The organism is Acidisoma sp. S159, from assembly GCF_009766125.1.
Lineage (GTDB): Bacteria > Pseudomonadota > Alphaproteobacteria > Acetobacterales > Acetobacteraceae > Acidisoma.
Window position 1 is genome coordinate 647,335 of sequence record NZ_LMUG01000032.1, and the last position, 24,594, is coordinate 671,928.

Sequence of the window (24,594 nt, forward strand, 5' to 3'; positions counted from 1 at the left end):
AGTGAGGGAGGCGCGGATGGTGCGAAGAATAGAGATCGACGCGGCGCCCCCTTTGCCCTGCGCCACCGCCGCTCGTCGAATCGGAGGCGGTTCGACGCCGCGCCCCTCGGGAGCCATCGCCGCCCAGCCGACCGATTCGGGTCTTGCACCAGAACGCGGTGCGCGCCGGGGTCCTGCCGAATGCGGTGATCTGCCCTTCCTTATTCGCCGCGACGGTAGCTGGCTCTACAAAAATAGTCCGATCGGCCGGAAAGAGCTTGTTTGCCTCTTCGCGAGTGTCTTGCGACGGGAAGCGGACGGCAGCTTCTGGTTGGAGACGCCCGTGGAGCGCGGCAAGATTGAAGTCGAGGATGCGCCTTTCGTCGTGGTCGAAATGGATTGGAGCGGTAACGGCCTCGATCAGGTTCTCACCTTCCGCACCAATGTGGACGAGGTTGTGAGTGCCGGGCTCGAACATCCGCTGCGTCTCAGCCACGGGCTAGGGATCGGCGAGCCCAAGCCATACCTGCGTATTCGTCCTGGCGCCGGCAGCCACCCCATTGAGGCGCGAATCAATCGCTCCGTATATTATGAGCTTGCGGCGCTGGCGGAGCCCCATCCGGTGCGCGGCCGCATGATGCTGGGTGTCTGGAGCGAAGGCGTGTTCTTTCCTCTGAGCGAGATGCCTGCCGGAGACGAGTGACGCCACCTTTCACCGCCGAGTTCCTCCGCCAACGCCTCAGCGAGCCGCAAACCAGCGAGGCTGCGGGTGTGGCGACATCCCAGTCGTTAGCGGCCGCTGTCCTCATTCCCATCATCATGGAGGCTGAGCCGAGCATCCTGTTGACCCGCCGCGCCGATTCGCTGCGCCACCATGCTGGCCAGGTGAGTTTCCCCGGCGGCCGCATCGATCCCGAGGATGCGACCCCGGAAGCGGCGGCGCTGCGTGAGGCCTGGGAAGAGGTGGCACTGGATCCCGCCGGCGTCGAGCTGATCGGCCGGCTGCCTGATCATATGACCGGCACCGGATTCCGCGTGACCCCGGTTGTGGGACTTGTCGCGCCGGGGGCCGCGCTGCGTGCTCAGCCAGCCGAGGTCGCGGCCATCCTCCATCTGCCGCTGGCGGTGTTGCTCGACCCTCAGGCACCGCGCCGCAGCCGCATCCGTAGCCGAGGCGGCGACTGGCACGAGGTCTGGGTCTGGCCGCACGAGGAGCACCATATCTGGGGCGCCACCGCCGCGATCCTGGTCACTCTGGCGGGGCGGCTACGCGGCGGGGTGTGAGGCGCGGTCGGTTCAACGGGCTGTCTGTCACCGCGTGACCGGGCTAACGATAGTGCCATGTCACTGCCGACCCCTTTCGCGGATGCCGAGCTTCTGGCCGTGCTGGACGTCCTGCCCGGAGCGCGGATCGTCGGCGGCGCGGTGCGCGACATGCTGGCAGGGCGGCCGGTGCAGGATATCGACATCGCGACGCCGCTGTCTCCCGAGGAGGTCACGCGAGCGCTCAATCGGGCCGGGTTGCGGGCTCTGCCGACCGGAATTTCTCATGGCACCGTGACAGCCCTCTCGGGGCAAAGCGCGTTCGAGGTCACGACCCTCCGCCGCGATGTGGAGACCGATGGCCGCCACGCCATCGTCGCCTTCACCGAGGATTGGCGGGAGGATGCGGCCCGCCGCGACTTCACCATCAACGCCATGTCGATGGAGCGCGATGGCGCGCTCCACGACTATTTCGGCGGCGCGGCCGATCTCGCCGCCGGAAGCGTTCGCTTCGTGGGCAGTCCAGCGGCGCGGATCGCCGAGGATTATCTCCGCGCCCTGCGGTACTTTCGCTTCCAGGGCCGCTACGGGAGAACGCCACCGGATGCCGAAACGCGCGCTGCCCTAGCCGACGCCGCGCCACGGCTCGGCTCGCTATCCGCCGAGCGGGTTTGGAGCGAAACGGCGAAGATCCTCCGCACCGCCGATCCGCTACCGGTTCTTCGCCTCATGGCCGAACTCGGCGTGCTGGCGGCTCTGTTTCCCGAAGGTGCCACGCCAGAAGCGATCGGCCGCCTCGACACCGACGCGCCAGCCGACGCTGTGCTCCGTCTCGCGGCACTGCTGGGCACAAGCACCGCTGCAGGCGCCGTGGCGGCACGGCTGAAGCTCTCGGTCGCCGAGCGCGAGCGCCTGCTCGCCCTACTGACGGGACCAGTGCCGACGTCCACCGCTGATGGCGCGGAGTTGAGGAGGGCCATGGCCGAAACCGAGCCCGCCATCCTGGTCGGCCGATCGCTGTTGCGCCACCCATCGGCACCCGAAAGCCGCGCGCTGCGCCAGCGATTGATGGCCATGACGCCGCCGGTCTTCCCTCTGCAAGGCCGCGATGCGGTCGCGCTTGGTCTCACCCAAGGCCCTAGAGTCGGCCAGGTCATGCGACAGGTGCGAGCCTGGTGGCTCGCGCGAGGCTGCGTGGACGACGCGGAAGCCTGCCGGGCCGAATTGGCCAGGGTGGTCGCGGCGTCCGCTTCTTGATACACGCGGCCGCAGATGAAGACGCTCCCCACGGATGAATCGACCCGCGCGCTCGTCGCTCGCCTCTGGCGCGAATATCTCCGCCAGTACAAGGGACGCCTCTTCGTCGTCGGCTTGCTAACGCTGCTCGTCGCCGGCATCACCGCGCTCTACCCGGCGGTGATCGATCAGGCGGTCGATATGTTCGCGCGCAAGGACCGCCGGATCCTCTACCAAATCCCGATCCAGGTTCTCATCGTTACCGGCTTCAAGGCGGCGGTGCAGTTCGGCCAGTCTGTCGCCACCCAGAACCTCGTGCTGCTGGTCATCCGCGACTTGCAGAACCGCATGTTCAGCCATCTCATGGACGCTGACCTGGCGCGGCTTGAGCGCGAGCCGCCCGCACAGCTCGCCGCCCGTTTCACGACCGATGCCGCGACGATCCGGGAGGCGCTGACCCGTGCGGTCAGCGGCGTCTCCGACGCCATGACGGTGGTCGGGCTGGTTTGTTCGATGTTCTACATGGATTGGGTGCTCAGCCTGATCGCCGCCGCGCTCTATCCCCTCGCCGCTCTGCCAATGCAGCGCATCGGCAAGCGCGTGCGCCGCGCCTCCGGCAGCATGCAGGAGCGCATGGGTGAGGCGGCGACCATGCTCAACGAGAGCTTCGCGCAGAGCCGCACGGTGCGGGCCTATCGGCTCGAGGGTGTCGAACGGGAGCGCGCGCAGGACGCTTTCTCGCAGCTCTACCGCGCACTGCTGCGCATGGTTCGGTCGCGCGCCCGCGTTGATCCGGTGCTTGAGGTGCTGGCTGGCACCACCATCGCGCTGGTGATCGGCTTCACCGGCTGGCGCGCCGCCGCCGGTGCCGCGACGCTCGGCAATTTCTCCGGCTTCCTCGCGGCACTCCTGCTCGCCTCTCGTCCCCTGCGCGCCTTGGGTTCACTGAACGCGGCAGTGCAGGAGGGGCTGGCGGGACTCGCGCGGTCCTTCACCGTGCTGGACGAGCCAGCCTTCATCACCGAACGCATCGGCGCGAGACCGCTCCCCTCGGGTCACGGCGCGCTGCGCTTCGATGAGGTGACTTTCACCTATCCCGATGGCCGTCCGGGATTGCAGGGGCTCTCCTTCTCCGCCGAGCCCGGCAAGACGGTGGCGCTGGTTGGCGCTTCCGGCGCGGGCAAATCCACTGCCCTGGCCCTCATCCCGCGCCTTTACGATGTGGAGGGCGGCGGCATCAGCATCGACGGCGCCGATATCCGCGACGTGACCATGGCGAGCCTGCGCGACGCCATCGCCTATGTCGGCCAGGATTCGCTTCTGTTCAACGACACGATCCTCGCCAATATTCGCATGGGCCGGCCGGTCGCGAGCGAAACGGAAATCGCCGAGGCCGCCGAGGCCGCTGCCGCCGCCGGCTTCATCGCCACCATGCCGGAGGGCGGCGACACCCCCGTCGGCTACAACGGCACCAGCCTCTCCGGCGGCCAACGGCAGCGCGTGGCGCTGGCCCGCGCCTTCCTGCGCAACCCGCGCATTCTGCTGCTCGACGAGGCGACCAGTGCGCTCGACGCCGAAAGCGAGGCCGCCGTGCAGGCGGCCCTCAGCAGGCTGCGCCAGGGCCGCACCACGATCATCGTCGCCCATCGCCTCTCAACCGTGCGTGACGCCGACCTTGTGGTTGTGATGGCGGAGGGACGGGCGATGGAAAGCGGCACTCATTCCGAGCTGATCGCGCAGGACGGCATGTACGCGCGCCTGGTGCGGACGCAGGCCCTCATGGTCTGACGGCGCTTAACACGATCGCAAGTGGTTAGCGCGAGTCTGGACATCAGCCAGACCAGCGCAACCAGGAGCGATTACGTGTTCCCCACCATTCAGCAAACCCAAAGAGTCCCACTGAGTCCACCGCCTGACTCGGCATCGCCCTTTGTGCTCCCGATCAACCGCAACGCTCGAGACCAGACGAGCCCTGCTTACAATGCGATCAAAGCAAGGGCTCAGGAGTTTGTTGACGAGTATAATAAGTTGGGTCGACGGCTGAAGAACCGCGTTATATCGCACACCACAGGGAGCCGAACACACGCCAGACTCAAGGGCGGAGTCAAAGACTATTCACAAAATCTCGGGAAAGCGTATAGCGACTCTCTGCGCGCGCAATTTATATTGAAATTAAAGCAGCGCACCCCACCGTCTGGGACGAGGCCGATCGATCGTGACGAGGCTAATTACCATCATGCTTCCATCGCATGGCAGCATGTGACTGGTCAGGTAGACAATCAAGAAGCGCTCAAGCAACACGGGGAAATTCTTGACCGCCGCGTAAAGACGTTCATCGACGCTGCCGAAAATCGCGAGCTACTTAAGGTTCTAACGCGAAGCGTGGAGAACGATTTTCGCCAATTATCGACAATGCTCGGCGACGCCCATGAGGGGGCAATCTGGGGAGAGGTCGAAAAGATTCGGCGCCAGGAGCCGTCGCGGCAGCACCACGATAGGCCGGCATACGGAACGGGATTTGTCCAGGTTCCGCAAGGAATGCAAGCGGCCCGGCATCCTCAAAACCGATGGATGCGAATGATGGGTGACTGACCGCTCGAGCTTAACTGGATTGACTTAGATCATTTCCTGTACGTCACAGCATGCGGCCCGCGCCCCAGGCGCAGGCCGCATGCTTGATTACATCTTCTGCTGGACGTTATTCGCGGTGTTGCTAACCGCATTGCCGGCACTGTCGACGGCATTGCCCGTAGCGGTGCCTGCCGTGTTGACCGCGTTGCCCGTCGCTGTGCCGGCGTTGGAGAGATCCTTGCCGGCACCATGGACGGTGTTGCAGCCTGAAAGACCAAAACCCGCGCCGCCGAGAAACGCCACGGCCGCACTGGCACGCATCAATCTGCCGAACACAAAAGAGGAAGTCATCGCAATCTCCGTCGAGTGGTGGCCTCACAATCTGGGGGCGCGCCAGCAATTGTCATCGTTCCGCCAATAGCTTGCACAACGACGCACTCGCGCGCCACTTCACCTTCCCGTGACCGGTCACACCTTCCCGAGGTAAGCCGCCGCGACGATATCGCGGGTGAAGTCGCCGTTGGTGCCCTCGACGGCGGTATTGGTCAGCGCGACCGCGCTCAGCCCCTCGGCCGGGTCCACCCAGAAGCTCGTGCCGTAAACCCCGCCCCAGTTCCAGCTGCCAACAGTCATCGCTGTGGCCGCCGCCGCCGGATCCCGCAGATGACCGACCCCGACCCCGAAGCCCCATCCCGGTCCGGCAATGTCGATCTCGAGCGCAGGCACAGCATCCGCGATTAGTGCGGCAACGCTCTCGCGCCGCAATACGGGCGCGCCGCCAAGACGTAGCGCTTCCAGGAAACGCATATAATCCGCCGCCGTCCCAACCATGCCAGCGCCGCCTGAGGCATAGGCCTGGGGATCGGTGGCGCGACCCGGCGAGAAATGGACCGGTCCGCTTTCGAGCGGCTGAAGCACGAATGGGTCCGTCATCCGGCGAGCCGGTGTGCCAAGGGGCTCGCCATCGGCATACGGCGTCGCCAGCCGCTCGGGCGATGGCGCCAGGAAATGCGTGTCGGCCATCGCCAGAGGCCGCGTCACGCGGTCGCTTATGACCTCGGGCAGGCTGAGGCCGGTCGCCGCCGCCAACACGGCACCCAGCACGTCAGTCGCGAGCGAATAGTGCCAGCGGCTGCCCGGCACGAAGCCCAGCGGCAGCACGGCGATACGCCGCAGATTTTCCTCCAAAGAGATGCCTGGCCGATCTATCCCGTCCGAAATCCCGCCGCGGCGATAAACCCCCTCGCCCTCCTGCAGGAAGCCGTAGGAGAGGCCAGCGGTGTGGGTCATCAAGTGCCGGATGGTGATCTCGGGCGTCTCACCTTCAGCGGTGCGTGGACGAAAATCCGGCAGGAAGCGCGTCACCGCGTCGTCCAGGCCGAGCACCCCGCTTTCGGCCAAAGCCAGAGTGGCGACCGAGACGATGGGCTTGGTCATGCTGGCCAGGCGGAAGACGGTATCCTCGGCCATCGGGCGTTTCTCTTCCCGATCCGCAAGACCCGCTACAGCGCGGTAGCGCAGCCTGCCGTCCTTGTGGATGAGGATGACCGTGCCGACGATGCGGCCAGCCTCGATCGCCCGGGCAACCACCGCATCGAGCGCGGCGCCCGCCTCTTCCGCCGAGACCACCCCTAAAAGCCGGCTTGCTGGTCGTCGGCGAAATCGCCGGCGGCTTCGGAGATTGCGAGAATCTCGGGATCGCCGCGAAATGCCTGTTTCTGCTCCTCGGTCATGAGGCGCCAGGCGACGCGGATGATGTCTTCGAGGTCCTCGACCCACTTCCGGCTATCATCGGTCGCGCTATGAGCGCGAGCCATGCCGAGATAAGCGTCGATATCGAGTGGCTCGATCTCCGATCGGGCGCGGCCGAATGCGGGATTGGCGTCGTCGCTGGTCATGGCTGGCGGCTCCATTGCTAGCCGAGCCGCCCGGCCCCCGGCCTGGTTTACGCGAAGGCCAGTGGCGCACCCGAAGAGACTCGAACTCCTAACCCCCAGATTCGTAGTCTGGTGCTCTATCCAATTGAGCTACGGGTGCGTGCCGGTGCGGCGATTTAGCGAAACCTATCCCGAGCCGCAAGGGGGCTTCGGCGCGGGTCCGTCACGCCGCCTTGTCCAAAGCCCGCAAAAGCGCGTCTCCCATCACACGCGTGCCGACCTTTGCCTTGCCCGGCTGCATGATGTCGGCGGTCCGCATACCGCTTGCCAGCACGTTATTGACCGCATTCTCAACCAGCGCCGCCTCTTCCTTCATGCCGAACGAATACCGCAGCAGCATCGCAAAGCTGAGCGTCTGCGCCAGCGGATTGGCCACGCCCTGGCCCGCGATGTCGGGGGCCGAGCCATGGATCGGCTCATACAAAGCGAGGCGCCGGCCGGAGGAATCGGGCGCCCCTAGGGTCGCCGAAGGCAGCATGCCGAGGCTGCCGGTCAGCATGGAGGCGAGATCCGACAGGATGTCGCCAAAAAGGTTCGTGGTGACGATGACGTCGAACTGCCGGGGATTGCGGACCAGCTGCATGGCACAGTTATCGGCATACATGTGGCTGAGCTGGACATCCGGATAGTCGCGCGCGCCCAGCGCCGTGACGATCTGGCGCCACAGCAAGCCGCTCTCCATGACATTGGCCTTCTCGACCGAGCACAGGCGGTTATCGCGGGTGCGGGCAAGGTCGAAAGCGACGCGGGCGACGCGCTCGATCTCGTTCGTGGAATAGACCTCGGTATTGATGCCGCGCTTCTGCCCGTCCGGCATCGTTTCGACGCCACGCGGCTCGCCGAAGTAGATGCCGCCGGTGCTCTCCCGCACGATCATGAGGTCGAGGCCGCGAACCACGTCGGGCTTCAGCGTGCTCGCGTCGATCAGCGGATCGAGCACCGTCGCCGGCCGCAGATTGGCGAAGAGGCCAAGCTCACGGCGCAGGGTGAGGATGGCCAGTTCCGGCCGCAGGTCGAAGCCCAGCCGGTCCCATTGCGGGCCACCGACGGAACCGAACAGGATCGCATCGGAGCCTTTCGCGCGGGCAACCACTTCGGGGGTGATCGGCACACCATTCGCTTCGATGGACGCGCCACCGACCAGGGCCTCCGAAAGATCGAAGCTCACGATCCGCCGACGGTCGAGCCATTCGATGACGTTCACCACTTCCCGCGTGACTTCGGGGCCGATGCCATCGCCAGGCAGGATCAACAGTTTCTTGTTCGAGGGCATAGGTTGTCGAGCCTTCCGTTTCTTCTGCCTCGTTTAGACGATAGCGAAGCGACACCCCACCCCGCCGTGGTTTATCGTCCACGAGGACCGGAGGGGCGCGGCGTTAAGGCCTACTGATCTGATATTGAACCGCGTCCCAGAGTTCCGTCATGGCACGCGAAGGCGTGCCATCCACGCCTCACCTTCGTCGAAGGAAGACGCGGATGCTCGGCCTTCGCCGAGCATGACGCGGTGGGACGAGCAGCGCGTCGAGCCACACTCATCCCGCTCTAGACCGCGATGACGGGCATCCACGGCTTCGCCACCAGACGCCGGCTCTCGTAACCAGCGATGGAGGCGGTGCGTTGCATGGTCTGCCCAATATCGTCCAGGCCGTTGAGCAGCAGATGGCGGCGGAAGTGATCGACCGCGAAGGGAATCTCCTGACCGCTCGGCCGGATAACCAGTTGGCGACCTAGATCGACCGTGATGCGGGCATTGGCGCCGAGCTTGGCGTCTTCCATCAACTGGTCGCAGACCTCGCGCGGCACTGCCACCGGCAAGATGCCGTTCTTGAAGGAGTTGTTGTTGAAAATATCGGCGAAGCTTGGCGCGATCACGCAGCGGAAACCGAAATCGAGCAGCGCCCAAGGGGCGTGCTCACGCGAGGAGCCGCAGCCGAAATTCTCATGGGCGATGAGGATCTCGGCATGGCGGAACGGCTCCTGGTTGAGCACGAACTCGGGCCGCTCCCCGCCAGCATCGTCATAGCGAAGACCCGCGAAAAGGTATTGGCCGAGGCCGCTGCGCTTGATGGTCTTGAGGAAGCGGGCCGGAATGATCTTGTCCGTATCGACATTCGCCATCGGCAGCGGTGCCGCGATGGCGCTCAGCGTCGTGAAAGCCTGCATCACACCAGCTCCCGGATATCGGTCAGATGGCCCGTCACCGCCGCCGCCGCCGCCATCGCGGGCGATAGAAGATGCGTGCGTCCGCCCTGGCCCTGCCGCCCCTCGAAATTGCGGTTGGAGGTGCTGGCGCAACGCTGTCCGGGCATCAGCTTGTCCGGATTCATCGCGAGGCACATGGAACAGCCCGCCTCCCGCCACTCAAAGCCGGCGTCGAGGAAAATCTGGTCCAGCCCTTCATCCTCGGCCTGCTTCTTCACCAGTCCCGAGCCAGGAACGATGAGGCCGCGCACAGTGTTCGCCACCTTGCGGCCACGCACCACGCCTGCCGCGGCGCGCAGATCCTCGATGCGGGCATTGGTGCAACTGCCGATGAAGACGACGTCCACGGGGATATCGGTCAGCTTCATGCCGGCCGTGAGACCCATATACTCCAGCATGCGCTGCACCTGCGCCCGCTTGGCCTCGTCCAGCGTATCCTCGGGATTCGGAACGGAGCCGGTGATCGGCAACACGGCCTCTGGGTTCGTGCCCCAGGTGACCATGGGCGCGATCTCGGAACCGTCCATCTCGACGATAGTGTCGTAATGCGCGCCGGGATCTGAGGGCAGCGTACGCCAATAAGCCACGGCGCGGTCGAAATCCTCGCCCTTGGGGGCGAAGGGGCGGCCCTTGATATAGTTGAAGGTCGTCTCGTCCGGCGCGATGAGCCCGGCGCGGGCGCCGCCCTCGATCGACATGTTGCAGACCGTCAGGCGCCCGGCCATGTCGAGCGCGCGGATGACCGAACCGGCATATTCGATGACATGGCCGTTGCCGCCGGCCGTACCGATTTTGCCAATGATCGCGAGCACCACATCCTTGGCCGTGCAGCCTGGGGGCAGCGTGCCCTCGACGCGGACCAGCATGTTCTTCGCCGGCTTCTGCTGTAGCGTCTGAGTCGCCAGCACATGCTCGACCTCGGAGGTGCCGATGCCGAAGGCTAGGGCCCCCATCGCGCCGTGTGTCGAGGTGTGGCTGTCACCACAGACGATCGTCATGCCGGGCAGGCTGATGCCCTGCTCCGGGCCGATGATGTGGACAATGCCCTGACGACGGTCGAGCACATCGAAGAACGGCACGCCGAATTCCAGGACATTTTCCTGCAAGGTTTCAACCTGCAACCGGCTCTCGGGCTCCTTGATGCCCTGGCTGCGGTCGCTGGTCGGCACGTTGTGGTCAACCACTGCGATGGTCGATTGCGGCGCGTGAACCTTGCGGCCGGCGGCACGCAGACCTTCGAAAGCCTGCGGGCTCGTCACCTCATGGACGAGGTGGCGGTCGATATAGAGGAGGCAGGTCTCGTCCTCGAGCCGCTCGACGACATGGTCGTCCCAGATCTTGTCGAACAGGGTACGCGGCCGGGTCTCCGACATGGTCCTCTCCTAGCGTTCGCTTCGAGTGAGCCAGCCGCTAACCCTCGGCGAAGCCGAGGAGCCACGTCTTCCTCGAAGCAAGCGAAAACGTGGATGGTCGGCCTAAACCGACCACGACGCGACCAGGATCGGCCGATACCTGCCTTGCGGCAGGCGCCGTTCAGGCGGAAGCGGGCTCGGCGGCCGGCGCGGCCGGTGTCGCTTTCGGGGCCGCTGTCTCGGTCGGAAGCTCACGAGCGCGCTCGGCGATACGCGCCGACTTGCCGCTGCGATCACGCAGGTAATAAAGCTTCGCGCGGCGCACGTCGCCACGGCGCACGACGATGATTTCGGCGATCGAAGGCGCATACAGCGGGAAGACACGCTCCACGCCTTCGCCATAGCTGATCTTGCGCACGGTGAAGTTGCTGTTCAGGCCCTTGTTCGAACGCGCGATGCAGACGCCTTCGAAAGCCTGTGTCCGGCTACGCTCGCCCTCAACCACCTTAACCATCACGCGCAGCGTATCGCCGGCCTGGAAGGTCGGGACGGCGCGTTTCTCGGTCAGGCGAGCAATCTGCTCCGCCTCGATCGTCTGAAGTAGGTTCATGGGAAAATCCTCTCGTGAAGCGGTTCTTACGGGCCGGGCTAGGCCGTTGCAACAGATGCGGCGGAGTCTGCGTGGCGGCCTGCCATGCGCCCCTGCCGATAGCGATCCCAAAGATCTGGCCGCCGCTCCCGCGTGGCACGCTCGGATTCGGCGCGGCGCCAGGCACGGATGGCGGCGTGATCGCCCGAGAGCAGAACGGGCGGCACGGCGCGCCCCTCCCATTCCGCTGGGCGGGTGTAATGCGGGTATTCGAGGAGGCCCTCGGCGAAGCTCTCCTCCTCGGCGCTCGCGGCGGCACCCATGACGCCGGGCAGCAACCGCAGGCAGGCGTCCAGCAACACCAGCGCCGCCGGTTCGCCGCCGGACAGCACGTAGTCGCCAATGCTGATTTCCTCCGCCTCGGTCGCCTCGATGGCGCGCTGGTCCAGCCCCTCGTAGCGCCCGCAGAGCAGGACGATACCGCGACCCGCCGCGAAACGCCGCGCATCGGCCTGGGTGAAGAGGCGGCCGCGCGGCGTGAGGTAAACGAAGGGCCGCGCGTCATCGGCCCGCCGATGCGCCGCAAGCGCCGTCGCGGTCACGTCGGGGCGCATGACCATGCCGGCCCCGCCACCGAAAGGCGTGTCGTCCACCGCGCGATGACGGCCGAGGCCATGCGCGCGGATATCCGCCGTCTCCAGCCGCCACAGCCCCTCGGCCAAGGCGCGGCCGGCGAGCGAAGCGCCCAGCGGCCCCGGAAACATCTCGGGGAAGAGCGTCAGGATGGTGGCGTGCCAGCTCACGGCGACACCGACTCGCTGTGTTGCGGCGCGGGCACTTCGCCATCAAGCGTCACCGGCGGATCGACCACGATGCGGCGGCCGGGCACATCCACAACCGGCACCGCCTGCGCCGTAAACGGCAGGATGAGCGGCGGCGCCTGCGGCCGGGCAATCTCCAGGCTGGTGCCGGCGCCATAGTCATGGACGATTGTCACCTCGCCCAGCGGTGTTCCAGCGGCGTCTTCCGCGCGGAGACCAATGAGATCGGCGAGGTAATACTCATCCGCCTCGGCCACCGGCAGCGCGTCCCGCGCGACATAAAGGCGCGTATTGGTCAGCGCCTCCGCCCCGTTGCGGTCGGCGAGAGGCACTTCCTGCCCGTCCCTGATCTCGGCCAGGCGCGCGACGCCCTCGCTCTGCCAGCGCAGCACGAAGCGCCGGCCGCGATCATCCGCGAGCACGCCGTAATCGGCGAGCGCCGCGGGATCGGCCGTATAGCTTTGGACATGGACAAGCCCGCGCACACCGTGCGGCCGGCCGATCACGCCCATCAGGATGCGGTCTTCAGGCAAGACGTGCCTCAGCTCCCCGGACTGGTTCAGGCCGCGGCGGCGGCCTTGGCGCGCTCCTGCGCCTTCTTCTTGGGCGCGGACTGCAACGGCTGCTCGCGCCACGCGGGCATCGGGGCGAGACCGGCATGACCGATGAAGCGCGCGACGCGATCGGTCGCCGTCGCACCATTGCTCAGCCAATGAGCGATGCGGTCGTGCTTCAGCAGAATGCGGTCGGCATGCTCCTGCGGCAGCATCGGGTTGTAGCTGCCGACCTTCTCGATGAAGCGGCCGTCACGGGGGCTGCGGCTGTCGGCCACCACGATGTGGTAGAAGGGACGCTTATGCGCGCCCGCGCGGGCCAGCCGGATCTTCACAGACATTCAAACACTCCTGTTGGTCATTCAGTCGAGAACCGGCCTACGGCCGGATAGTTTGGAAAACTCAGTGCGGACGGCGGCCACCGCCGCCCATCATTCCGCCGCCACCGCCACCCATGCCGCCCATCAGGGCGCCCAGGCCGCCACGCATCAGGCCCTTCTGGCCCAGCTTGTTCATGCGCTTCATCATCGTCGTCATCTGGTCGAACTGCTTGAGAAGCTGGTTGACCTCCTGCACGGTCGCACCCGCACCAGTGGCGATTCGCTTCTTGCGGCTGGCCTTGATGATGTCGGGCACCTGCCGCTCCTTCTTCGTCATTGAGCCGATAATGGCCGCCTGACGCTTCAGGATCGTGGTGTCGAGATTGGCGCCGGCGAGTTGCTCCTTGATCTTGCCCATGCCCGGCAGCATGCCGACGATGCCGGACAGGCTGCCCATCTTCCCGATCTGGCGTAGCTGGGACGCGTAGTCCTCCAGGTCGAACTTGCCCTTCGCCATCTTGGCGGCGAGCTTCTCGGCATCCTGTTGGTCGATCGTGTCGGAGGCTTTTTCGACCAGCCCGACGATGTCGCCCATGCCGAGAATGCGGCTGGCGACACGTTCCGGATGGAAGATCTCCAGCGCATCGATCTTCTCGCCCGAGCCGGTGAGCTTGATCGGCGCCCCGGTAATGGCGCGCATCGAAAGCGCGGCGCCGCCGCGGGCGTCGCCATCCATGCGTGTCATCACGATGCCGGTCACGCCCAGGGCATCGTTGAAGGCGCGGGCCGTGTTGACGGCATCCTGGCCGGTCATGGCATCGACCACGAGCAGCGTCTCGGCCGGGCGCGTCGCGTCCCGGATGGCCTTGACCTCGGCCATCAGAACTTCGTCGATCGAAAGGCGGCCGGCGGTATCGAGGATGACGATGTCGAAGCCTTCGCGCCGCCCGGTATCCATGGCGCGCTCGGCGATCTGCACCGGCGTCTGGCCCTGGATGATCGGCAGGCTGGCAACTTCCGCCCGCTCGGCGAGCTGGGCGAGCTGAAGCTGCGCCGCTGGCCGCTGTGTATCGAGGCTCGCCAGCAGCACCTTCCGGCGCTCTCGGGTGCGAAGCTGAAGGGCGATCTTGCCGGCGGTGGTGGTCTTGCCGGAACCCTGAAGCCCGACCATCAGGATCGGCACCGGCGCAGGCGTATTGATGTTGAGCGGAACCGCGCCCTCGCCGCCCAGTGCCTCCACCAGCACGTCATTGACGATCTTGACGACCTGCTGGCCCGGCGTGACGGAGCGAAGCACCTCGGCGCCGACCGCGCGTTCCCGCACCTTGGTGATGAAGTCCTTCACCACCGGCAGCGCGACGTCAGCCTCCAGCAGCGCGAGGCGGACTTCCCGCATCGCCTCCATGACATCCGTCTCGCTGAGCGCACCGCGGCCGCGCAGGCGGTCGAAGACGGTGTTCAGCTTGGTGGAGAGGCTTTCGAACATCCCGAGCTTCCATAAGCGATCGCGCCGCTGCGCGAACACTCGCGGGGCGGCGGATCAGAGGAGGCGGGGTGTGCCCCGCGCCGGGGCAGGAGTCAAGGAATAGGAGCGCAAGTCAGGCGTCACGCCCCTCGGCGCCGGTGACTGCCGAGAGATGTGGCGCCTTTGATCAGGCGCTCGCCTTATCCAGCGCCCTTACCTGCGCCTGCGTCAATTTCAGCGTGCAGGCCTTCACGAGATCGGCGAGTTGTTCGGGCTTGGAGGCGCTGGCGATGGGGGCGGTGATGCTGGGCCGCGCGATGAGCCAAGCGAGAGCCACCTGAGCCGGAGTGGCATGGGTCTCACTCGCCACCTGGTCAAGCGCCGCGATCACCTTGGGACCGCGGCCATCCAAATACTTGCCCGCACCTTCGCCTCGTGCGGCGCTTTTGGAGAGATCCACCTTCGAGCGATATTTGCCGGTGAGATAGCCGGCGGCCAGTGAGTAATACGGAATTACCCCCAGTCTCTCCGTCTCGCACAGCGTCTCCAGCTCCTTCTCGAAGAGCGGCCGCTCCACCAGATTGTAATGCGGCTGGAGAGAGACATAGCGGGGCAGGCTAAGCTCGTCGCTGGTCTCCAGCGCCCGCTTCAGCCGGGCCGCGGTATAGTTCGAGGCGCCGATGGCGCGCACCTTGCCCGACTGGATGAGGCCGGCGAATGCGCTCAGAGTCTCGGGCAGCGGCGTTGCCTCATCGTCCTGATGCGCCTGATAGAGATCGACGTAATCCGTTTGCAACCGCCGCAGGGAATCCTGGATCGCCTGGCCGATCCAGGCGGCCGAGAGGCCTTTGCCCTCCGGCATCGGCATGCCGACCTTTGTCATGATGACGAGATCGTCGCGCTTCCCGCGCTTCTTCAGCCAGCGGCCGATGATCGTCTCCGATTCGCCGCCCTGATGGCCAGATGCCCAGCGGGAATAGACATCCGCAGTGTCGATCGCGGTCAGTCCCGCCTCCACCAAGGCATCGAGCAATCGGAAGGAGGTGGCCTCGTCTGCTGACCACCCGAAAACGTTGCCGCCGAAGACCAGCGGCGGCACGCTGATGGTGGAAGTGCCGAGTTGGTGCTGTTCCATGATCACGCTCCGAGGCCGTTGAACCGATCCCAGGAGTTAAACCCTTCTTGGCCAGATGCAGCCCGCCCAAAGACGCGATACAGCCCTCGACGGGAAAGACAGGTGCTTGCCAAGAACCGGCGGCGTGTGGAACAGGTTTTGCTTAGAACGGTTCGCTACCGATCCAGGTAGCGCCGCCCGGGTCATCGGCCCGCCACGAGGACAAATGCACCTGACGGAAGACTATGTTCCCGGCCCCTTCGGCCGCACCTGGTACAAGATCACCGGGGAGCTGAAGGGCGCCAAACCGCCTTTGGTCATCCTGCACGGAGGTCCAGGCTGCGTCCACGACTACGTGGCCTCCTTCGCGGACCTGGCGGAGACCGGCCGGGCAGTCGTTCATTATGACCAGCTCGGCAATGGCCGCTCGACGCATCTGCGCGAAAAAGGGCCGGATTTCTGGACCGTCGACCTTTTTCTGGGTGAGCTCGATCGTGTGTTGGCACATCTGGGCATCGCCGAAAGCTACGACCTCCTGGGCCAATCCTGGGGCGGCATGCTGGGGGCCGAACATGCCGTGCGCCAACCGCCGGGGTTGAGGAAGCTGGTCATCGCCAATTCCCCGGCCTCGATGAAAACCTGGGTGGCGGAGGCGAACCGCTTGCGGCAGGATCTCCCGCCCAAAGTGCAGGCGACGCTGCTGCGCCACGAAGCCGCGCGCACCACCGCGAGCGCCGAATATCTGGAAGCCGCGAAAGTCTACGACCGGCGCCACGTATGCCGCATCGAACCGAAACCGGATGACGTCGTGCGCAACGACCGCGCGATTGTCGATGACCCGACAGTCTACCACACCATGAACGGGCCGACCGAGTTTCACGTCATCGGCACGATGAAAAACTGGACGATCGAAAGCCGGCTGCACGCCATCATCGCCCCCACGCTGCTGATCTCCGGCCGCTACGACGAGGCGACGGAACTCTGCGTGCAGCCCTTCGCCGACAGCATCCCGGACGTCCGCTGGCGGATTTTCGAGAACTCCAGCCACATGCCCCATTTGGAGGAGAGAGAAGCCTGCCTCGCCGCGGTCGCCGAATTCCTCGACGCGCCTTGATTCACTTAAACGGGAAAGAAACGCTCATGACATTGCGACAACGCCTCACCACTTCCGCCTTCGCGCTGCTTACGGCCACCGGCCTCGGCGCGCTGGGTGCCAGCACTGCGCAGGTGGGCGCCGCGCAGGCGGCGGATGCTCATACGGGCGGCACGCTGAAGCTGGTCTCCGCCGCCGCTGCGGGCACGCTCGATCCGCAGATCAATTACACCGCGCAATTCTGGCAGATATTCTACGTCACGAATGACGGTCTGGTGGAATTCAGGAAGTCTGCGGGCTCCTCCTCGAATGACGTGGTAGCCGATCTCGCGACGGAAATTCCCAAGCCTCAGGATGGCGGCAAGACCTATGTCTTCACGCTGCGCAAGGGCATCAAGTTCTCGACCGGCAAGGAAGTGACGCCGGAGGATGTGGTCGCCAGCTTCCAGCGCCTGTTCAAGATCAGCAACCCCAACGCGGGTTCCTGGTACAATGTGATCGCGGGCTCGGATGCCTGCATCAAGACGCCGGCAACCTGCACGCTGGCTGGCGGCGTAGTGGCGGATGACGCGGCCAATACCGTGACCTTCCACCTGACGGCGCCCGACTCCGAGTTCTTCTACAAGCTCGCGACGCCCTTCGGCTCGATCTTGCCGGCCGATACTCCCTCGAAGGATGTGGGTACCGTGCCGACCGCCGCGACCGGCCCTTACATGGTGACGAGCTACGACCCGCAGAAGTCGATGGTGATCAAGCGCAACCCCTACTTCAAGGTATGGAGCAAGGACGCTCAGCCCGCCGGTTATGTTGACGAGATGGATTACACCTTCGGCACCCGAGCCGAGGATGCGATCACCGCGATCGAGAATGGTCAGCAGGATTGGATGTTCGACACTCCCCCGGCCGACCGTTTGGGTGAGATGAGCAGCAAATATGCCAGCCAGATCCACATCAATCCGCTGTTCGCGATTTTCTATGCGCCGATGAACGTGAACATCGCGCCGTTCAACAACAAGGACGCGCGGCTGGCTGTGAATTACGCGCTCAATCGCCGCTCGGCCGTCGGCATCTATGGCGGCCCTCGCCTCGCCGTGCCGAATTGCCAAGTTCTGCCGCCCGGCTTCCCTGGCTACCAAGCCTATTGCCCCTATACCAAGAACCCCGGCACCAAATGGTCCGCGCCTGACATGGTGAAGGCCAAGGAGCTGATGAAGAAATCCGGCCAGATCGGCCAGAAGGTCACCGTGATCGCGGATGACCAGAATGTCGATCCGGCGCTCGGCACCTATCTCGTCAGCGTGCTGAACGAACTTGGCTTCAAGGCCACATCGAAGGTGATTTCGGCGAACATCCAGTTCACCTATATTCAGAATACCAAGAACAATGTGCAGATCAGCATCACTCAGTGGTACCAGGATTATCCGGCGGCCTCGGACTTCCTGAACGTGCTGCTGAGCTGCGGCGCCTTCCATCCGGGCTCGGATGCCTCGGTCAACATCGCCGGCTACTGCTCCAAGCCGCTCGACGCGATGATCAATAAGAACCTGATCACCGCCGTGACGGATCTGCCCGCCGCCAATAAGGAATGGGCGAAGATCGACCATGCCGCGACGGATGGCGCGCCTTGGGTCACGATGTTCACGCCGAAGCAGCTCGACTTCGTGTCTAAGAACGTGAAGAACTTCACGTTCAGCGATCAGTTCAAAATGATTCTGTCGCTGGCCTACGTGCAGTAACCGCTATGTCCGACACGGCGTCCGGGGTTCCGGCGTCCCTCGGTCCCATCGAGAGCGCGCCGGCGACAGCCGGCCGCCCCGCCGAGGGGCCGTGGCGTGCGGGCCTGCGCAAGCTGCGCCAGGACCGCACGGCAATGGCCTCCGTCATTGTCCTGGTGCTGATCGTTCTCGCCTGTTGCGCGGCGCCGCTTTATGCGTCGCGCCTCTCGCAGACCGACCCGTTCCAGTCCAATCTCGATGGCCAGATCACCATCGGCGCCAATACGCTGGACGTCATGCAGGCGGATACCGCGGGCCTCGGCCTCGGCGTCACGCCGATCGGACCGACCTGGCACGCCCAGTATCTGCTGGGCGCCGATAATCAGGGGCGGGATGTCGCGGCCCGCATGCTTTACGGCGGCCGCAACTCGCTGATCATTTCCGCGGCCTCCACCGTGGTCTGCCTGGTGCTCGCCGCCGTGGTCGGCATCGTCGCGGGCTTCGCGGGCGGGTTGACCGATACGATACTGGCCCGGCTGCTCGACGTGCTCTGGGCCTTTCCGATCTATCTATTGGCGATTTCGCTTTCCATCGTGCTGATCAGCAAAGGACTGCAAATCGGGCCGATCAATATCGCCTCGGACAGCCTTATTCTGCCCATCCTCATCATCGGCATCGTCTATGTGCCTTATGTCGCGCGACCCATCCGTGGCCAGGTGCTGTCCTTGACCCGCAGCGACTTCGTGCTGGCGGCGCGCTGCCTTGGCGTGCCGGCTGGGCGCATTCTGCTGCGGGACATCCTGCCGAACGTGACGACCACGATCATTGTTTTCGCGCCGCTCATGATGGCGCTGAACATGCTGACCGAGAGCGCGCTCTCCTTCCTCTCGATCGGCGTGCAGCCGCCCGGTGCCAGCTGGGGCACCATCATCCAGGATGGCGAGGATCTGCTTTACACGCGGCCGATGGTCGCCATCGCGCCGGGCCTCGCCATCGTCATCACGGTGCTGGCGCTGAACTTCCTGGGCGACGGCGTGCGAGACGCCTTCGACCCGCGCGCCAAGCTGCGGGTGAGGAAGGATTGATGCGGGACGGTGGACAGATGCAACCGTCTTGCCCAGCGAAGCGTGCCCCGCCAGAGGCCGAGCATCCGCGTCTTATTTGTTCGACCAAGGTAAGGCGTGGATGGCACGCCTTCGCGTGCCATGACGGTCCCTTCGAACTCCGCAGGCCCGCGCGAGCCATGACGCTAAACATGGGCCTCGCCTAATGCTCCTCCCCACACTCCGCAGGCTGGCCGAAATGATCTTCGTGATGCTGGGCATCAGCATCGTCGTGTTCCTCATCTTCTTCGCGACCCCCGGCGCCGATCCCGCCGCTCGCATCGCCGGCCGAAATGCGACACCCGAAATCCTCGCGCAGGTGCGGCACAGCTTCGGCCTCGACCGGCCTTTGCCGGTGCAATACGCGCTGGTCATGGAACGGCTTTTCGTCACCCGAGACCTCACCTCCTTCGTCAATCGCGGCCAGCGCGTGATACCGGCGGTGATCGAGGCAACCCCGGTCACACTCTCGCTGGTTCTCGGCGCCGCCGTGATCTGGGTGATTTTCGCCATCATCGTCGGCATGGTCGCGGCGGCGACGCGCGGCGGGATCACCGACCGAACGCTCATGTTCCTCGGCCTGGTAGGCGTCTCGATGCCGGTCTTCTGGGTCGGATCGGTGATGAACCTCGTCACCCAATCGCGCTTCCATAACACCTGGCTGTTCCATTGGGTTCCCGGCCTCGGCTATACGCCGCTGCTGCTGCATCCATGGGTGTGGTTCAAAAGCCTCGTGATTCCCTGGGTCACTTTGGCGATCCTTTATATCGGCCTCTACGGCCGCGTGCTGCGCGCCAATCTGGTCGAGGCCTATCAGGAAGACTTCATCCGCACCGCCCGCGCTAAAGGCCTATCGGAAACGCGCATCATGTTTCGCCATGCGCTGCGCACCTCGCTCATCACCTTTGTCTCGATGTTCGGCCTAGATTTTGGCGCGCTCGTCGGCGGTGGCGCATTGCTCACCGAGGTCGTCTTCGGCCTGCCCGGTGTCGGGCGGTTGACCTATGAGGCGCTGCAAAACCTAGATCTGCCGTTCATCATGGCGACCGTGATGTATTCTTCGTTCTTCGTCGTCGTCGCAAATGCCATCGTCGATATCGCCTATGCCTGGCTCGACCCGCGAGTGCGCGATGCCCGCTGAACCTTCGGCCCCGGCCGAGACGCTGCTGGATGTCCGCAACCTCTCGGTGTCCTTCCGCTCGGAGAAGGGCGTCATCCGCATCATCGAGGATATTTCCTTCAGCGTCGGCGCGCGGGAAATCCTCAGCATCGTCGGCGAATCGGGCTCGGGCAAAAGCATCACCTCCCTCGCGGTGATGCGGCTTATCACCGATCCGAACGCGATCATCGAAGGCTCGATCATCTATAAGGGCCGCGACCTGCTAAAGCTCGATCCGCGCGAGATGCGAGACCTGCGCGGGCGGGACATCGCGATGATCTTCCAGGATCCGATGACGGCGATGACGCCCGTCTATACGATCGGCTGGCAGATCGAGGAGCAGATTCGCGCGCATCAGAAACTCTCGCGCCGCGCCGCGCGCGCCCGCGCGGTGGAGCTGCTGGGCGAGATGGGCATCCCCGCCCCGGCACGCGCCGCGACGCGCTATCCGCACCAGCTTTCGGGCGGCATGCGGCAGCGCGCGATGATCGCCATGGCGCTGTCCTGCAACCCGTCGCTCCTCATCGCCGACGAGCCGACCACGGCGCTGGATGTCACGGTGCAGGCGCAGATCCTCGAACTCATCCAGCGCCTGCGACGGGATTTCGGCAGCTCGGTAATTCTCATCACGCATGACATGGGCGTCGTCGGCACCATCTCGGACCGTGTCATGGTCATGTATGCGGGAACCGTGGTCGAACGCGGGCCGAAGCCCATGGTGCTCGCGCAGCCGAGCCATCCCTATACGCTCGGCCTGCTACGCTCGATCCCGCCGATGCATGGCGAGCGGCCCTTTCGCCTGCCTTCCATACCCGGCAGCCCGCCCGCACCCACCGCGCGCCCCGCCGGTTGCCCGTTCCAGCCGCGTTGCGACTTCCGGTTCGAGCCCTGCGGCAACCGCCCTCCGCTGTTCCGCCATGGCGCCCAGGAAGTCGCCTGCTTCCTCGCCGCCGACCATCTTCCGGACTGGGACCACGAGCGGGCGATCCGCGCGCCGGAGGCCGCCGCATGAGCGGCACGCGGCCGACCATGCTGCATGCGGCGAGCGTCACGAAACGCTTCCGCGTCGGCAGCCGCTTCCGTACCGGCGGTGTGCAAATCGTGCATGCACTGACCGATGTTTCGCTCGATGTCTTTCCCGGTGAAACCGTGGGTCTTGTCGGGGAATCGGGCTGCGGCAAATCGACGCTCGGCCGCTGCCTGCTGCGGCTTTACAGCATCGATGACGGGCGCATCGCCTTTCAGGGCAAGGACATCACCAATCTCAGCCAGCGCGAGCTGCGTCCCTTGCGGGCCGAGATGCAGATGGTCTTCCAGGACCCCTATTCGTCCCTCAATCCGCGCCGCCGCGTGGGTGACCTCATCGCCGAACCGCTGCGGGTTCACGGCAAGCGCAGCGAGGCCGACGTGCAGAACCGCCTGCGCGAGCTGATGGAGCTGGTCAATCTCTCGCCCGACTTCCTGCAACGCTTCCCACATGAGTTTTCAGGCGGCCAGCGGCAGCGCATCGGCATCGCGCGCGCCATCGCGATGTCGCCGCGACTTGTGGTGGCCGACGAGCCGGTATCGGCGCTGGACGTTTCGGTGCAGGCGCAGATCGTCAACCTGTTCATGGACCTGCAGCAGAAGCTGGGCCTGACCTATGTCTTCATCGCGCATGACCTGAGCGTGGTGCGGCAGATCGCGACGCGAACGGCGGTGATGTATCTCGGCGGCATCGTGGAAATCGGCGATACCGACACGGTGCTGCACAGCCCCGCGCATCCCTATACGGCCGCCCTCATCTCGGCGGTGCCGGAGCCCGATCCGCACGGCAATATCCGCGCCCGCACCATCCTGCGCGGCGAGCCGCCCAGCCCGACCAATCCGCCCTCCGGCTGCCGCTTCCACACACGCTGCCCCATCGCGCAGGAACGCTGCGGCGTGGAAGTGCCTGTGCTGCGCCCGCTCGATCCTGGCCGGCGCGTCGCTTGCCATTTCCCGCTGCAAAGTGGCGAGGTCGCCGGTCATGGCTGACTTCATGGTGCCACAGCGCAAGCTGCATCTGCCATACGAGGCCGGCCCGTTCCGCATGGCGCTCGGCGTCACCGCGCTGCGTGAAGCCGACTGGATCGAGATCGATGATGCGGCCCTCGCCCAAATCGCGGAACGCCGGCGGCTGCTCGCCGAACATCGTTCTGAGGTCCTCGCCGCACTGCCGGGCACCGAACCGCTCTGCACCGAACTGCGCGCGCTGATCGAGGCGCATCTCCGCGCCCATCATCCGAGCTGGGTCGCGCCCGCCCAAGACGAGAATGACCATCCGCTCGCGGCAATCGGCCATCAGGTCGCCGAGGATTTCTGCCTGCTGGAGCCAGGACCGGAAGGGCCAAGGCTGGTCGCCGCCTTGCTCTGCTTTCCAAGCCGGTGGCGGCTCGCCGATAAGATTGGCCGGCCGATGCTCGCGATTCATAAGCCGGTGCCGACTTATGCGGAGACGCTCGGCAAACCGGTCGATCGCTTTCTGGGCGCGCTGAAGCCCGGGCGCCTCGCGGCCCGTCTCAACTGGTCTATCCACGAGGAGCCCACGCTCTTCCAGCCCGGCGGCCATGAGCGCGAGGACCACGACCCATCCATCACCGCCGAGAATGCCGGCGAAACGCTGTGGCTGAGAGTCGAGCGACAGACGTTCCGGCTTTTGCCTGTGCACCTCACCATCGTTTTCGGCATCCGCTCGCATGTCACGCCATTGAGCGACGTGACAGCGCTGCCGGGCGAGGCCGCGCGGCTGGCGGTGGCGGTGCGCGGCATTCCGCCCGAACTCGAACGCTACAAAAGCCTGCGGCCCTTTCGCGCCGCGCTGCTAGACTATCTCGATCGCCAAAGTGGGGCCGGTTCCAATGCGTAACGTGACTGTCGCCGCGACTCAGATGAAGGTGAGCTGGGATCTGCAGGCCAATCTCGACCGCGCAGAATCGCTTATCCGAGAGGCGCATAGCCGCGGCGCTGGTCTCGTACTCATCCAGGAATTATTCGCCGCGCCCTATTTCTGCCAGGACCAGGACGCGAGTTTCTTCGATCTGGCCGCGCCATTTGAGAACAACCCCATCATTACCCGCTTCGCCGGCTTGGCGGCCGAGCTTGGCGTTGTGCTGCCCATCAGTTTCTTCGAGCGCGCGGGCCAGGCCTTTTACAACAGCATCGCGATCATCGACGCCGATGGCCGTGTGCTCGGCCGCTATCGCAAGAGCCATATCCCCGATGCGCCGGGCTATACGGAGAAATACTACTTCTCGCCTGGCGATACCGGCTTCCGGGTCTGGGATACGCGAGTCGGATGTATCGGCGTCGGTATCTGCTGGGATCAGTGGTTTCCCGAAGCGGCGCGCGCGATGGCGTTGCAGGGCGCGGAGATTCTGCTCTATCCCACAGCCATCGGTTCCGAACCGTCGGATCCCACACTGGATTCCGCCGCGCATTGGCGGCGCGTCATGCAGGGCCATGCAGGGGCAAATCTCATGCCGCTCCTGGCCTCCAACCGCATCGGCACCGAGGACGGGCGGCGCGGCACCAGCATGACCTTCTACGGCACGTCCTTCATCGCCGGACCCACAGGCGAAGTCCTGGCCGAGGCAGGACGCGAGGACCAAACGGTGGCCACGGCAAGCTTCGATCTCGACGCCATTGCCGCCCAGCGCCGCGCCTGGGGGATCTTCCGCGACCGGCGGCCAGGCCTCTATGGCAGTCTCCTCACACTCGACGGCCAGGCCACCTCAACGACCTGACGCCTGCGCAACCGGAAGAAGGGAACCGCCAATGATCCAGCTCGTCGCAGTCCTGACCGCCCATCCTGGCAAACGGGACGCGCTGCTCGCGCGCTTCAAGCAGCTTTTGCCCGTGGTGCATGCCGAGGACGGCTGCATCGAGTATTTCCCAACGGTCGATCTCGACAGCTCGCCCGATAAATTCGGCTCGGACGCCATCGTCGTCATCGAGAAATGGGAAACCAAAGCCCAGCTCGATGCCCATGGCGTGGCGCCGCACATGAGTGCGTTTCGGGCGGACGTGAAAGAGATCCTGGCGAAGGCTGAGATCTTCATGCTTCGCGAAGTCTGAGTGGTAGATGTTCAGTCCGGCGTGTG

At 65.2% G+C, this 24,594-nt stretch carries 26 protein-coding genes and 1 tRNA gene; 14 read left to right on the top strand and 13 right to left on the bottom strand.

Annotated features, from left to right (window positions below; translation table 11 throughout):
• Positions 1 to 16: 16 nt before the first annotated feature.
• The 5 genes from GSQ92_RS10840 to GSQ92_RS10860 all read left to right on the top strand — a co-directional run bounded on the left by GSQ92_RS10840 (position 17) and on the right by GSQ92_RS10860 (position 5,070).
• Complete coding sequence (locus GSQ92_RS10840) at positions 17 to 682, top strand: DUF1285 domain-containing protein (protein WP_158805243.1); 666 nt, start codon at positions 17 to 19, stop codon at positions 680 to 682.
• On the top strand, positions 679 to 1,263 hold the full coding sequence (locus GSQ92_RS10845) for a CoA pyrophosphatase (protein WP_158805242.1): 585 nt from the start codon (positions 679 to 681) through the stop codon (positions 1,261 to 1,263). The genes GSQ92_RS10840 and GSQ92_RS10845 overlap by 4 nt, the downstream gene beginning before the upstream one ends.
• Positions 1,264 to 1,320: 57 nt before the next feature.
• Positions 1,321 to 2,499, top strand: a complete 1,179-nt coding sequence (locus GSQ92_RS10850) for a CCA tRNA nucleotidyltransferase (protein ID WP_159013435.1) — start codon at positions 1,321 to 1,323, stop codon at positions 2,497 to 2,499.
• Between the two features lie 15 nt (positions 2,500 to 2,514).
• On the top strand, positions 2,515 to 4,266 hold the full coding sequence (locus GSQ92_RS10855; protein ID WP_159013436.1) for an ABC transporter ATP-binding protein: 1,752 nt from the start codon (positions 2,515 to 2,517) through the stop codon (positions 4,264 to 4,266).
• A gap of 75 nt (positions 4,267 to 4,341) precedes the next feature.
• On the top strand, positions 4,342 to 5,070 hold the full coding sequence (locus tag GSQ92_RS10860; RefSeq protein ID WP_158805241.1) for a hypothetical protein: 729 nt from the start codon (positions 4,342 to 4,344) through the stop codon (positions 5,068 to 5,070).
• An 87-nt stretch (positions 5,071 to 5,157) separates the two neighbouring features.
• On the opposite strand, the gene GSQ92_RS30905 is transcribed toward GSQ92_RS10860, so the two are convergent.
• From GSQ92_RS30905 to GSQ92_RS10925, 13 genes are all read right to left on the bottom strand, one after another.
• Entirely contained in the window at positions 5,158 to 5,400 is a 243-nt protein-coding gene (locus GSQ92_RS30905; RefSeq protein ID WP_254065858.1) for a hypothetical protein, read from the bottom strand.
• A 117-nt stretch (positions 5,401 to 5,517) separates the two neighbouring features.
• Complete coding sequence (locus GSQ92_RS10870) at positions 5,518 to 6,678, bottom strand: serine hydrolase (RefSeq protein WP_159013437.1); 1,161 nt, start codon at positions 6,676 to 6,678, stop codon at positions 5,518 to 5,520.
• 2 nt (positions 6,679 to 6,680) lie between these two features.
• Positions 6,681 to 6,947 (bottom strand): hypothetical protein, encoded by a 267-nt coding sequence (locus GSQ92_RS10875; RefSeq protein ID WP_158805239.1) that lies wholly within the window; start codon positions 6,945 to 6,947, stop codon positions 6,681 to 6,683.
• A gap of 62 nt (positions 6,948 to 7,009) precedes the next feature.
• Positions 7,010 to 7,086 (bottom strand) — tRNA-Arg (locus GSQ92_RS10880).
• A gap of 63 nt (positions 7,087 to 7,149) precedes the next feature.
• The gene (gene leuB, locus GSQ92_RS10885; RefSeq protein WP_158805238.1) at positions 7,150 to 8,259 is read right to left on the bottom strand and encodes a 3-isopropylmalate dehydrogenase; all 1,110 of its coding nucleotides are present in this window, start codon (positions 8,257 to 8,259) and stop codon (positions 7,150 to 7,152) included.
• Positions 8,260 to 8,528: 269 nt separating this feature from the next.
• On the bottom strand, positions 8,529 to 9,149 hold the full coding sequence (gene leuD / locus GSQ92_RS10890; protein ID WP_158805237.1) for a 3-isopropylmalate dehydratase small subunit: 621 nt from the start codon (positions 9,147 to 9,149) through the stop codon (positions 8,529 to 8,531).
• A complete protein-coding gene (gene leuC / locus GSQ92_RS10895; RefSeq protein WP_158805236.1) occupies positions 9,149 to 10,561 on the bottom strand; it encodes a 3-isopropylmalate dehydratase large subunit in 1,413 nt (470 codons plus the stop codon). Before leuC ends, leuD begins: the two co-directional genes overlap by 1 nt.
• Before the next feature lie 160 nt (positions 10,562 to 10,721).
• Positions 10,722 to 11,150 (bottom strand): 50S ribosomal protein L19, encoded by a 429-nt coding sequence (gene rplS / locus GSQ92_RS10900; protein ID WP_158805235.1) that lies wholly within the window; start codon positions 11,148 to 11,150, stop codon positions 10,722 to 10,724.
• 38 nt (positions 11,151 to 11,188) lie between these two features.
• The gene (gene trmD / locus GSQ92_RS10905; RefSeq protein ID WP_159013438.1) at positions 11,189 to 11,932 is read right to left on the bottom strand and encodes a tRNA (guanosine(37)-N1)-methyltransferase TrmD; all 744 of its coding nucleotides are present in this window, start codon (positions 11,930 to 11,932) and stop codon (positions 11,189 to 11,191) included.
• Positions 11,929 to 12,483, bottom strand: a complete 555-nt coding sequence (gene rimM, locus GSQ92_RS10910; RefSeq protein ID WP_158805234.1) for a ribosome maturation factor RimM — start codon at positions 12,481 to 12,483, stop codon at positions 11,929 to 11,931. Before rimM ends, trmD begins: the two co-directional genes overlap by 4 nt.
• A 26-nt stretch (positions 12,484 to 12,509) precedes the next feature.
• Positions 12,510 to 12,845, bottom strand: a complete 336-nt coding sequence (gene rpsP / locus GSQ92_RS10915; RefSeq protein ID WP_158805233.1) for a 30S ribosomal protein S16 — start codon at positions 12,843 to 12,845, stop codon at positions 12,510 to 12,512.
• Positions 12,846 to 12,906: 61 nt separating this feature from the next.
• Entirely contained in the window at positions 12,907 to 14,310 is a 1,404-nt protein-coding gene (ffh, locus tag GSQ92_RS10920; RefSeq protein WP_158805232.1) for a signal recognition particle protein, read from the bottom strand.
• Between the two features lie 166 nt (positions 14,311 to 14,476).
• A complete protein-coding gene (locus GSQ92_RS10925) occupies positions 14,477 to 15,424 on the bottom strand; it encodes an aldo/keto reductase (RefSeq protein ID WP_158805231.1) in 948 nt (315 codons plus the stop codon).
• A 205-nt stretch (positions 15,425 to 15,629) separates the two neighbouring features.
• On the opposite strand from GSQ92_RS10925, the gene GSQ92_RS10930 reads away from it, so the two are divergent.
• The 9 genes from GSQ92_RS10930 (at position 15,630) to GSQ92_RS10970 (ending at position 24,568) form a co-directional block, all read left to right on the top strand.
• Positions 15,630 to 16,517 (top strand): proline iminopeptidase-family hydrolase, encoded by an 888-nt coding sequence (locus tag GSQ92_RS10930; RefSeq protein ID WP_158805230.1) that lies wholly within the window; start codon positions 15,630 to 15,632, stop codon positions 16,515 to 16,517.
• A gap of 26 nt (positions 16,518 to 16,543) precedes the next feature.
• A complete protein-coding gene (locus GSQ92_RS10935) occupies positions 16,544 to 18,232 on the top strand; it encodes an ABC transporter substrate-binding protein (RefSeq protein WP_158805229.1) in 1,689 nt (562 codons plus the stop codon).
• Between the two features lie 5 nt (positions 18,233 to 18,237).
• The gene (locus tag GSQ92_RS10940; RefSeq protein ID WP_158805228.1) at positions 18,238 to 19,296 is read left to right on the top strand and encodes an ABC transporter permease; all 1,059 of its coding nucleotides are present in this window, start codon (positions 18,238 to 18,240) and stop codon (positions 19,294 to 19,296) included.
• 184 nt (positions 19,297 to 19,480) lie between these two features.
• Positions 19,481 to 20,455, top strand: coding sequence for an ABC transporter permease (locus tag GSQ92_RS10945; RefSeq protein WP_158805227.1), 975 nt, complete (start codon positions 19,481 to 19,483; stop codon positions 20,453 to 20,455).
• Positions 20,445 to 21,485, top strand: a complete 1,041-nt coding sequence (locus GSQ92_RS10950) for an ABC transporter ATP-binding protein (RefSeq protein WP_159013439.1) — start codon at positions 20,445 to 20,447, stop codon at positions 21,483 to 21,485. Before GSQ92_RS10945 ends, GSQ92_RS10950 begins: the two co-directional genes overlap by 11 nt.
• Complete coding sequence (locus GSQ92_RS10955; protein ID WP_158805225.1) at positions 21,482 to 22,489, top strand: ABC transporter ATP-binding protein; 1,008 nt, start codon at positions 21,482 to 21,484, stop codon at positions 22,487 to 22,489. The genes GSQ92_RS10950 and GSQ92_RS10955 overlap by 4 nt, the downstream gene beginning before the upstream one ends.
• Positions 22,482 to 23,360: a DUF3445 domain-containing protein gene (locus tag GSQ92_RS10960; protein WP_254065857.1), complete on the top strand. Its 879-nt coding sequence runs from the start codon at positions 22,482 to 22,484 to the stop codon at positions 23,358 to 23,360. Before GSQ92_RS10955 ends, GSQ92_RS10960 begins: the two co-directional genes overlap by 8 nt.
• Complete coding sequence (gene aguB, locus GSQ92_RS10965) at positions 23,353 to 24,237, top strand: N-carbamoylputrescine amidase (protein WP_158805224.1); 885 nt, start codon at positions 23,353 to 23,355, stop codon at positions 24,235 to 24,237. Before GSQ92_RS10960 ends, aguB begins: the two co-directional genes overlap by 8 nt.
• Positions 24,238 to 24,268: 31 nt before the next feature.
• Positions 24,269 to 24,568, top strand: a complete 300-nt coding sequence (locus GSQ92_RS10970; protein WP_158805223.1) for a putative quinol monooxygenase — start codon at positions 24,269 to 24,271, stop codon at positions 24,566 to 24,568.
• The last annotated feature ends 26 nt before the right edge of the window (positions 24,569 to 24,594 follow it).

Coding starts and splice junctions, on each gene's coding strand:
- GSQ92_RS10875 (WP_158805239.1), bottom strand. CDS start 6,947: ATGACCAGCGACGACGCCAATCCCGCATTCGGCCGCGCCCGATCGGAG.
- leuB (WP_158805238.1), bottom strand. CDS start 8,259: ATGCCCTCGAACAAGAAACTGTTGATCCTGCCTGGCGATGGCATCGGC.
- leuD (WP_158805237.1), bottom strand. CDS start 9,149: ATGCAGGCTTTCACGACGCTGAGCGCCATCGCGGCACCGCTGCCGATG.
- GSQ92_RS10960 (WP_254065857.1), top strand. CDS start 22,482: ATGGCTGACTTCATGGTGCCACAGCGCAAGCTGCATCTGCCATACGAG.
- GSQ92_RS10950 (WP_159013439.1), top strand. CDS start 20,445: ATGCCCGCTGAACCTTCGGCCCCGGCCGAGACGCTGCTGGATGTCCGC.
- GSQ92_RS10935 (WP_158805229.1), top strand. CDS start 16,544: ATGACATTGCGACAACGCCTCACCACTTCCGCCTTCGCGCTGCTTACG.
- rplS (WP_158805235.1), bottom strand. CDS start 11,150: ATGAACCTACTTCAGACGATCGAGGCGGAGCAGATTGCTCGCCTGACC.
- GSQ92_RS10930 (WP_158805230.1), top strand. CDS start 15,630: ATGCACCTGACGGAAGACTATGTTCCCGGCCCCTTCGGCCGCACCTGG.
- GSQ92_RS10925 (WP_158805231.1), bottom strand. CDS start 15,424: ATGGAACAGCACCAACTCGGCACTTCCACCATCAGCGTGCCGCCGCTG.
- ffh (WP_158805232.1), bottom strand. CDS start 14,310: ATGTTCGAAAGCCTCTCCACCAAGCTGAACACCGTCTTCGACCGCCTG.
- aguB (WP_158805224.1), top strand. CDS start 23,353: ATGCGTAACGTGACTGTCGCCGCGACTCAGATGAAGGTGAGCTGGGAT.
- GSQ92_RS10955 (WP_158805225.1), top strand. CDS start 21,482: ATGAGCGGCACGCGGCCGACCATGCTGCATGCGGCGAGCGTCACGAAA.
- GSQ92_RS10945 (WP_158805227.1), top strand. CDS start 19,481: ATGCTCCTCCCCACACTCCGCAGGCTGGCCGAAATGATCTTCGTGATG.
- rpsP (WP_158805233.1), bottom strand. CDS start 12,845: ATGTCTGTGAAGATCCGGCTGGCCCGCGCGGGCGCGCATAAGCGTCCC.
- GSQ92_RS10940 (WP_158805228.1), top strand. CDS start 18,238: ATGTCCGACACGGCGTCCGGGGTTCCGGCGTCCCTCGGTCCCATCGAG.
- GSQ92_RS10855 (WP_159013436.1), top strand. CDS start 2,515: ATGAAGACGCTCCCCACGGATGAATCGACCCGCGCGCTCGTCGCTCGC.
- GSQ92_RS10850 (WP_159013435.1), top strand. CDS start 1,321: ATGTCACTGCCGACCCCTTTCGCGGATGCCGAGCTTCTGGCCGTGCTG.
- GSQ92_RS10970 (WP_158805223.1), top strand. CDS start 24,269: ATGATCCAGCTCGTCGCAGTCCTGACCGCCCATCCTGGCAAACGGGAC.
- GSQ92_RS10840 (WP_158805243.1), top strand. CDS start 17: ATGGTGCGAAGAATAGAGATCGACGCGGCGCCCCCTTTGCCCTGCGCC.
- GSQ92_RS30905 (WP_254065858.1), bottom strand. CDS start 5,400: ATGACTTCCTCTTTTGTGTTCGGCAGATTGATGCGTGCCAGTGCGGCC.
- leuC (WP_158805236.1), bottom strand. CDS start 10,561: ATGTCGGAGACCCGGCCGCGTACCCTGTTCGACAAGATCTGGGACGAC.